Annotated in this window: 12 protein-coding genes; 4 read left to right on the plus strand and 8 right to left on the minus strand. The window is 38.7% G+C overall.

The window, feature by feature from the left end; all coding sequences use genetic code 11:
- Positions 1-16 precede the first annotated feature (16 nt).
- The 5 genes from urtA to IQ237_RS20985 form a co-directional block, all read right to left on the minus strand.
- A complete protein-coding gene (gene urtA / locus IQ237_RS20970; protein WP_194058713.1) occupies positions 17-1303 on the minus strand; it encodes an urea ABC transporter substrate-binding protein in 1287 nt (428 codons plus the stop codon).
- A gap of 46 nt (positions 1304-1349) precedes the next feature.
- Positions 1350-1469 carry a DUF29 domain-containing protein gene (locus tag IQ237_RS26425; protein ID WP_228020545.1) on the minus strand — a complete coding sequence of 40 codons (120 nt, stop codon included), beginning with the start codon at positions 1467-1469 and terminating at the stop codon, positions 1350-1352.
- 26 nt (positions 1470-1495) lie between these two features.
- Positions 1496-1855: a type II toxin-antitoxin system PemK/MazF family toxin gene (locus tag IQ237_RS20975; protein ID WP_194058715.1), complete on the minus strand. Its 360-nt coding sequence runs from the start codon at positions 1853-1855 to the stop codon at positions 1496-1498.
- A complete protein-coding gene (locus IQ237_RS20980; protein ID WP_194058717.1) occupies positions 1842-2072 on the minus strand; it encodes a CopG family transcriptional regulator in 231 nt (76 codons plus the stop codon). Before IQ237_RS20980 ends, IQ237_RS20975 begins: the two co-directional genes overlap by 14 nt.
- 668 nt (positions 2073-2740) lie before the next feature.
- On the minus strand, positions 2741-3055 hold the full coding sequence (locus tag IQ237_RS20985) for a YkvA family protein (protein ID WP_194058719.1): 315 nt from the start codon (positions 3053-3055) through the stop codon (positions 2741-2743).
- A 226-nt stretch (positions 3056-3281) separates the two neighbouring features.
- Between IQ237_RS20985 and IQ237_RS20990 the strand changes: the two genes are divergently transcribed.
- From IQ237_RS20990 to IQ237_RS21000, 3 genes are all read left to right on the plus strand, one after another.
- Entirely contained in the window at positions 3282-4088 is an 807-nt protein-coding gene (locus IQ237_RS20990) for a MotA/TolQ/ExbB proton channel family protein (protein ID WP_194058721.1), read from the plus strand.
- Positions 4078-4740: a biopolymer transporter ExbD gene (locus IQ237_RS20995; RefSeq protein WP_194058722.1), complete on the plus strand. Its 663-nt coding sequence runs from the start codon at positions 4078-4080 to the stop codon at positions 4738-4740. Before IQ237_RS20990 ends, IQ237_RS20995 begins: the two co-directional genes overlap by 11 nt.
- A 556-nt stretch (positions 4741-5296) precedes the next feature.
- Positions 5297-5659, plus strand: coding sequence for a phage holin family protein (locus IQ237_RS21000; protein WP_194058724.1), 363 nt, complete (start codon positions 5297-5299; stop codon positions 5657-5659).
- A 285-nt stretch (positions 5660-5944) separates the two neighbouring features.
- Here the strand turns inward: IQ237_RS21000 and psb29 are convergent, their stop codons facing one another.
- From psb29 to hemF, 3 genes are all read right to left on the minus strand, one after another.
- Positions 5945-6649 carry a photosystem II biogenesis protein Psp29 gene (gene psb29 / locus IQ237_RS21005; RefSeq protein WP_194058726.1) on the minus strand — a complete coding sequence of 235 codons (705 nt, stop codon included), beginning with the start codon at positions 6647-6649 and terminating at the stop codon, positions 5945-5947.
- Between the two features lie 135 nt (positions 6650-6784).
- Positions 6785-7159: an STAS domain-containing protein gene (locus tag IQ237_RS21010; RefSeq protein WP_194058728.1), complete on the minus strand. Its 375-nt coding sequence runs from the start codon at positions 7157-7159 to the stop codon at positions 6785-6787.
- 412 nt (positions 7160-7571) lie between these two features.
- Positions 7572-8618 (minus strand): oxygen-dependent coproporphyrinogen oxidase, encoded by a 1047-nt coding sequence (gene hemF, locus IQ237_RS21015; protein WP_194058731.1) that lies wholly within the window; start codon positions 8616-8618, stop codon positions 7572-7574.
- 245 nt (positions 8619-8863) lie between these two features.
- Between hemF and IQ237_RS21020 the strand changes: the two genes are divergently transcribed.
- The coding region (locus tag IQ237_RS21020) for a helix-turn-helix domain-containing protein (RefSeq protein ID WP_194058733.1) at positions 8864-9026 on the plus strand (163 nt) is incomplete at its 3' end.

Here is a 9026-nt window from a genome sequence, read left to right on the forward strand (position 1 = left end):
ACTATTGACTATTAACTTAAACTTGCTTGTACTTACCACCTTTAGCTGGGTCTGACCAATCACAGCCAAATCCTTTAGTTTCTGGAACAAATTGATTCCAAGGAATTGGTTCTACTGGTGCTGGGGTAGCATAAACAATATTGAATAAACCATCTTGTCTCACTTGACCAATGCGGACAATTTTCGACAAGTGATGATTGGCGTTCATGGTCACTTTACCTTCTGGTGCATCTAAAGTTTGACCATAGGCCGCAGCGCGCACCTTATTTAAGTCAGTTGTTCCAGCTTTTTCTACCGCTTGTTTCCATAAATAAACGGCGACGTATGCTGCTTCCATTGGGTCGTTAATTACCCGGTCTGTACCATACTCTTTTTTAAAAGCTTCTACAAACTTTTTATTTGCAGGTGTGTCTACTGTTTGAAAGTAATTCCAAGCTGCATAGTGACCTTGGAGATATTCAACACCAATGGCTTTAACTTCCTCTTCTGCAATACTTACAGACATAGAGGGATATTTATCTGCTGTTAATCCAGCCCCTTTTAATTGTTTGAAAAATGCCACATTGCTGTCACCATTGAGGGTGTTATAAATTACGCCACCATTGGGTAAAGCTTGCCTAATTTTAGAGATGATAGGTGTAACTTCTACGTTACCTAGTGGTAAATAATCTTCACCAACAGTTTTTCCGCCTAAAGCCTCCAATTGAGCCTTAATGATGGTGTTTGCAGTCCGGGGAAAAACGTAGTCAGAACCAACTAAAAAGAATTCTTTGCCTTTATTTTTTAACATCCAATCAACAGATGGTTCAATTTGTTGATTGGGAGCCGCACCAGTATAGAAAATGTTTTTAGAACATTCTTGACCTTCATACTGTACCGGATACCAGAGCATATGGTCTTTACTCTCAAACACTGGCTTAACATTCTTGCGACTAGCAGAGGTCCAACAACCAAAAATGACAACAGTTTGATCTTGATCAATTAGTTTGGTAGCTTTTTCTCTAAAGGTATCCCAGTTAGAAGCGCCATCTTCAGTAATCGCTTCAATTTGTTTACCTAAGACACCACCCGCAGCATTAATTTCTTTAATTGCTAATCTTTCAGCATCAACAACGCTTCTTTCACTGATGGCCATTGTCCCGCTCAGGGAGTGTAAAATACCTACCTTGATGGTGTCATTGCTATTAGTAGCAGTGGGTGATTCATTGGGTGAATCATTCCCGCAAGCCTTGAGCAAAAGGCTAGTACCGATAGTTGCAGAACTATAAAGTAAAAACTTCCTTCGGTTAAATTGTTTACCCATATTTTGGTGATTTTGTTACACTATTATATTTGATGATAGTTCGACACTATACCATGAAAAAGTTATCTAATATACAAAATTTTAATAAAGAAGCGGTTTTTTCAATCCATAAATTATAATCTTCTGCATAAACATTATTAGTTAATATCATAGATTGATGTGTCATAGTCTTCTCCTTGGTAAAGATTTAAATTAAACCCGAAAACCCAAAACCACATCCAAAGCACTACGAATTTCTTCCCAATATTCAGTTTCTAAAATACCCACCAACCCCAAAACCCGACGATAATCAACAGAACGAATTTGAGCAACATCAATAAAACGATCCTGATCTAATCCATTAGTTGCTGTTGCTTTGACATTGACAATATAGGGAGCTTGCTTACTTCCTGGTCGAAATGGCATCACAATTGTTAATAATCCATATTGATTCATAATATCATTTTGAACTATCAAACAAGCACGGATTTTTTGTGCTTCTGCTCCCACAGTTGGATCAAGATTTACCCAGCAAATTTCACCCCGTTTATAAGTTAAATTACCCTCTGGCATTAATACCATCTCCAGCTACATTATCCCAAGCAGAAATCTCATTTTGATATTCTAAATCTTTTGCATCTTCTTGGAGTGCCGCAATTATTTCTGCTTCTAAAATTTTACGTCTTTGTTCTGCCAATATTGCATTAATATAAGCACTACGATTACCTTTTGCTTGTTGATCAATAAATTTCAATATATCTTCTTCTAAAGTAATTGTGACTTTCATCATTTTGTATGACTCATTCATCTTACCCATCCACCATACCACTTTTTTGACAATTTGCAAATACTCTGCGTTCTCTGTGTCTCTGCGTGAAATAAAAAAAAGATGTTGGGAAGTGGCGGGAGTGCGATCGCGTAGCTTACCAAAAGTATCGATCCTTTGCGTCTTTGCGTGAGATAAAAAAGGATTTTACGAAGTTAAAGAAGTGAATTATAAATTATCCAGCAATAGGACTTTCCATTATAAAAAAAGCGATTAACTACAAAACATTTTCCAGTTAATCGCTTAATAAATAGAGATAAATTATCATCAAATACCTATCTTTTTTTCTATTTTCTCTATTGCTCTCTCTGTCCTTTCATAAGGTTTTATCTTAGGTTCAAGTATTCCGTCGTCAGCTATAGTGATCCGATTTGATTCATGAATTGTTCGTGGAGGCAGGGAACAGGAAAGAAGGCTTTCAGTATGTACTGAGTTCTGTTCAAAAATCAAATAGGAGTCCTATATCAGCTATCAGCTATCAGCAAAAATCACAAAAATCAGCCTGTGAATTTATCTGCTCAAAGACTGGTAATCTAGTAAAATTCTGATTTGATTAACAACCAGTCTACTTACATCTAAAAGCTGATTACTGATTACTGATAGCTGAATGCTCACGTGTTTTGTCGCTAAAACTACTTCACAGAAACAGCATCAACATCAACCGTATTATCTACAGTATTATCTGTAGATGTAGAGTCATTGACGCTAGTTTCTACTTCACCCTTACGAGCTTTCCAACCGTCAATTACCAATCCAGAAACTTCTGAAACCAGCAAAGTTAACAAAACAAGGTCATCAATTTGACCAACAACAGGGATAAAATCAGGAGCAATATCAATAGGACTAACAAGATAAGCTATTGTACCGATAATTACCCACCAACGATATTTAGGGTTACGCAGTACATTGCGATACCAAGTGTAAAGCGATTGAATAGAGAAGCTCATATTTTTAACCTCTATTACCTGCAATTAACTTTTATTTTGGCAAATTATTCTCTAAACTCCCGGTGGGAATAACCGCCCTTTGGAGTATAGAAGATGGGTAATAGTCATGCTTTGTTAACTACTTACCTAGCGATAGAGTAGGTGAGTGTGGTAATGGTGCATTAATCTTTAAAATTAAAATGCCCTAGCATAGTTGCTCTACTAATGGAGAGAGGAAACCTACAAAGTGGATATTTTAGATTTGTTTAACAAGGGCGGTCCAGCCATGTGGCCTTTGCTGGTGCTGTCAGTCCTATCTTTGAGTGTGATTTTTGAGCGTCTTTGGTTCTGGTTGCGAATTTTGACCCAGGAAAAAGAAATAGTAGAGCGCGTTTTAGATGCTGCTACTGATAACTGGGAAATAGCTACGGAAATCGCCCAAAAAGCCACTGATAAGCCCATAGGACGTTTTCTCTATGCACCCCTACGCTTACAAAAAAGTGATGCGGAAACCTTCCGACTAGCGTTAGAGTCCACAGCAGCAGAAGAAGTAGCAGGGATGCGGAGAGGAGAAAAACTCTTAGAATCTGTAATTGCCCTCTCCCCACTGTTAGGATTATTGGGTACGGTTTTAGGTTTGATTCAGTCTTTGCGAGCAATTAGAATAGGTGACTTGGGTACTGAATCTACAGCAGGGGTAACTACAGGGATTGGCGAATCTTTGATTAGTACGGCCGCTGGGTTAATAGTTGCGATCGTGACTTTGGTATTTTATCGCCTGTTTCAAGGTTTTGTTGTCAACCAAGTTAAAGTTTTTAATAAAGCTGGCAATGATTTAGAGTTGCTTTACCGTCAGTCTCCACCAGATCCCAACAAAAGTACATTAGGAATAGTACAGAAACCCACACAGGAAAGTTTTACTTCACCCCGTAAGCGACGCAAAAATAATTCTACTCCAACCCCAGAACCTGCTTCAGATACAACAGATACAACAGATAAAACAGACCAAAATCCCCTTCCTGACTCCCCACCAGAGCTAGAAAATGAAAGTTAACTTACATACTCCCGTCGAAGAAGTTCAAATTCAAATCATTCCTTTAATTGATGTTGTTTTTTGTATCCTGACTTTCTTTTTGTTAGCAGCTTTGCAATTTACCAGACAACAGGCAATTAATGTGGATTTACCCAAAGCCAGCACAGGCACAACTTCCGCTGCTAGTTCACAGCTACGAAGTGACATTTTACCTGTAACTATTGATGCTGTTGGTCAAATTTACCTTGAAAAAGAAGCTGTGAGACGGGAAGAGTTGCAAGCACGATTACAGCAGTATATCCAAGCAAATCCTAATGGGATATTAGTGCTAAATGCCTCTCGTACAGCAACTTATAATGATGTGATTCAAACATTAGATTTGCTTCGACAAGTGGGAGGTAGTCGTGTTTCTTTGGGAATTATTCCTGGAGCATCTCAACCACTGACTAATTCACCAAACTTTTCTACTACCCCGGTTGTACCAATACCTAACACAGTACCAATACCGGGAATTGACCCCCAAAACAATTTTAACCCTTCTCTGCCCTCTGCACCCAATCCATTTCCAGCACCAGAGCAAGGGATTAATCCAGGAATTTCGCCCATAGTTCCCAACAACACCACACCCCAAGTACCTGTACCGCAAAATAGCGATTCTGCACCACAACGGTGATACAATTTTACCCAAATTTTCTCAGTCTAAATTCCCTCAAACCTGTTTGCATAATATGGGCTAGGGGGAATTTTATTTTTAGCAATATCAAGAAATATTAGATAAACCTAAAGATATTTAAAACAAATCGCCTGTAGAGAAAAACCTCTGCTAATTTATAAATAATTGGTTAAGCTACAAAAATTTTCCCATCAATAGACCAAGTATTTTATCGCGTAAATTCCGCTATCAGCACTCAGTGGGCGATTAGAAATCGCGGCTACATAGGCAAAACCCACCTGCGTGGGTTTAAAAGCCTTGATTTTTTATTAGTCCACAGAGGTGGATTTTGTTTGTGTATTAGCGAATTACAGCAATTTCCCATGTAATGAGGTACACTATGGGCGGGCAAGACTTGTACTGAGCTTGTCGAAGTATGCCCACCCCACAAGAGTTTTATGATGATGATTTGTACCTCATAGCAATGAAATCTGCTATATATTCGCCGATAGGGAAGCTTTTAAAACATTCTCTGACTTGATCGCCAATCACCATTTACGTTTCAAGGGTTGCGGCAATGAATATTACGACTCTGTTAATTGTTTGGATCGTCACGTCTATCAGTTTGTGGTTTATTAGTAAGTTGCCTGTGGGTGTGGAAATTGATTCTCCACAAAAAGCAGTTTTTTCCGCAGCAGTTCTTGGTATTATTACCGCATTAGTTAGACCCATTTTAGGTGTTATATTTACGATACCAAATTTAGCCACCTTTGACTTATTATCTGGTATCTTTACATTCATGATTGCTGTTGTTTGTTTTAGTATTGCTGCTTGGTTAGTAGAGGGTTTTCGCTTACGTTATGGGATTTGGAGTGCTGTTTTAGGGGCTTTTGCACTCACCATTATTAACAATATAATTTACAAATTACTGGGTGTGTAAATAGTTCATGATTCGTAATTCGTAATTCGTAATTGTCAGCATTCAGCTATTGGCTTTCAGTAGTCAGATTTTTAATGCTTACAGAAAAATCACTATTTGATAATTAACAAATTTATCAAATATTCTGACTCCTGACCCCTAAGTTCTGAATTCTTACTTGTAATTAGAATTGACAGCTTTGTACATTTTTCTCGTTGTCAATTAGGTTGCTTAGCATAAATAATCAATAATGTAATTTGATGCTCTGCAACTTTTAATTACGAATTACGAATCACGAATTACAGATTATTCGTTACTGGGAGGAGCTACCGGAGCAGTGGATTTTTGCTGACGTTGATCGCGTTTTTTCCGATCCGCAGCCAGCATATCTGCCATTACTATCAGTGCTTGTGCCATCTTATCGAGATTAGAACGATATAGCTCTAAATCCTTGGTAATTTTATCTTCAGATAGGTGTAAACCTTGAGCGATCGCTTTTAGCGCCTCATTACGTTGCTGGTCATCTTTGACAAATTCAGCATCTGCCAATTCCAATAATGAGAATAAACCAATGGCAAACAAGCGGCTGTATTTAAAATGAGGATTTTGAGCAATAGCTTGTAGTTGTGCTTGCAAATCAGCATCTTGATAGAATTGAGTGGTTTGGCTCAACCAAGCAATTAAATCCTTAACTGGCAAACTATGTGCTACAGCTTGCAATCTAGCCGCATCTTGTCGATACCGTTGCGGATCTTGCTCTACAGCCTGAATCATGGCGTTAAAAATAGATGCTAAGTCCTGTTCCGGTTGATAGCCTTGCATGAAGCGGTCAAAAGTGGTGACAACCCCCAAGGCATAAATTGGATTGTAGCTAAAATCAACATTTACTGACAGCAGATGCATTTCTACCATCAACTCTTCCACTACCCGACGGTAAATAGTGTTGATGGGACGGGTATGAAGATTATAGAAAGTTCGCTTTGTATCAGAGACAGTACGGACGTTATTCACAAAGAAAATGTTAAGGGCGACGTATTTTTATTTTCTCGTTTAAAGGCTACTTTGCCAAGTTATGCAGGATATGAGGTTAACAGCTGGTTTCGCAAAAATTCTCTTTTTCCCCTTCTGACTCCTGACTCCTGACTCCTATTCGTTATTAACCAAGTTGAGGAATAATCTTTCCAAAGCTTCTGCTTCAGTTTCAAAAATTTCAAAGACTGTATCCATCATTGTCACCTCAAAGACAAGTTTGGCCTCTGGATGGATATTGCAGATGCAAAAACTGCCCTTGGCTTTATCAGCATCACGCATTCCCGCTACTAAGGAAGTAAGACCAGAACTATCAATAAAATTTACCTGCTCCAGATTGACAACTACATGACGACTGAGTTTAGAAATACACTCTTGTAACTTCAGGCGAAATTGCCAAGCAGTAGTGATGTCTAAACGATGATCAGTTGGTTTCAAGACAATTACAGTATTCCCGTCTAGGTTAGTATAGGTTTTTTGGTCTATATTCACTGTTGTCTCCGTGATACTGTCCTGAAAATAAACTTCACCATCAACCGTATATTTTCCAGAATCCTAAATCAGCTAATTAAATCAAATATTACAGGATTCTCTCTGTTTGATCTTGAACATGAGCCAGCTATCTAGATTCACGAGATTCCCAATTAATCTATTGAGGCTGGGTTTGGGGAATTTTCGGTTTCTTGGTGAATGGAAAGCAGAGGTGTCTAGAGATAAAGTGTATCTTTTTCAGACAAACGCGACTATTTGCCTAAATATCCTTTACTAAGACCAGATCACAAATATCTTCTTTCATCCTATTTCCTCAAACCAGCCCAAACCCTTGATTGTTCATCGACCAGCCTCAGTCCTGTTTCCTGGAGCTAGATAAATGTGTGGAATTTTACTGTGTTACAAACACTTGTTACTGTTGATTTAGTTTCCAGTTTATCCAATCTTGTGGTTTCAGAAAAGTTTCATAAAGTTCAGCTTCGGGAGAATTGGGTTCTGGTTGGTAGCCATATTCCCAACGAACTAAAGGTGGTAGAGACATGAGAATTGATTCTGTGCGTCCATTGGTTTGCAGACCGAAAATTGTGCCTCGGTCATAAACCAAGTTAAATTCTACATATCTTCCCCGACGGTATAACTGGAAATTCCGTTGGCGATCGCCATATTCCATGCCATGTCTTTTCTTGACAATTGGTACATAAGCTGGTAAGAAAGCTCCACCGCAATCTTGCACCAAAGAAAATAACTGTTCCCAAGTGCGTGGAGGTAATGTTCCCACTTGATTACTATAATTTGCGGCTTCTCCTTTGGGATCAGGTCCGCGATAAATAGCACCTTGGCCATCTTGGTAATCTAAAAACATACCACCAACACCTCTAGTTTCACCCCGATGCTTGAGGTAGAAATATTCATCACACCAGCGTTTAAACACAGGATAATATTCTGGGTGATGTTGATCGCAAGCTTGTTTCAAAGTTTGATGGAAATGAGCAGCATCTTCAGCAAAGGGGTAATAAGGTGTTAAATCCGCACCACCACCAAACCACCAAACTGGACCTGCTTCAAAATAACGGTAATTTAAATGGACTGTAGGTACATAAGGATTACGGGGGTGTAACACCAAAGAAGTACCAGTAGCATAGAATCCGTGTCCTGTTGCTTCTGGGCGCTGGGCTAAAATTGACGGGGGGAGATGGGAACCCCAAACTTCAGAAAAATTTACACCAGCTTGTTCAAAAATAGCGCCATCACGCAAGACACGCGATCGCCCACCACCCCCTTCTGGACGCTCCCAACTGTCTTCCATAAACTTACCAACACCATCCAATGCTTCCAAAGCTTGGGTGATTTCGTCTTGTAATTGTTTCATAAACTGACTAACTCTAGCCTGAGCGTCAGGTGCAGGAAGAAACTTAGATGATTCTGTTGTGAGAGTGGGGGTTTGCGAGTTGGTCAACATAGATTCCCGAACCTAAAATTACAATTTTTGTGCAAGCTACAAATTTCCATTTTAAAAATTTCTTGACAATTAGAGCTTGTCCTAAGTTGACAATTTACTAGACAAACCTATACAAGTACATACAAAACTACAAGTATTTGAAGTATACATGGAATAAGTTGACTAAAAAATTAAGCAAAATGTGTCAGAATTAAATAATAAAGTATAGTGTTGAAAATGGCTATCGCCACGCAAGCTATCAGCAAATGCTTTTATCCATCAAAACAAAACTCAAGTTAAATAAAACCCAGGAAATATTAATGGCTAAACACGCTGGTATAGCAAGGTTTACCTATAATTGGGGTTTAGCTACTTGGCAGGATTTGTATAAAGATGGATTAAAGCCAAACAAATATATCCTCAAAAAAT

This window comes from Sphaerospermopsis sp. LEGE 08334 (genome assembly GCF_015207205.1).
Classification (GTDB): domain Bacteria; phylum Cyanobacteriota; class Cyanobacteriia; order Cyanobacteriales; family Nostocaceae; genus Sphaerospermopsis.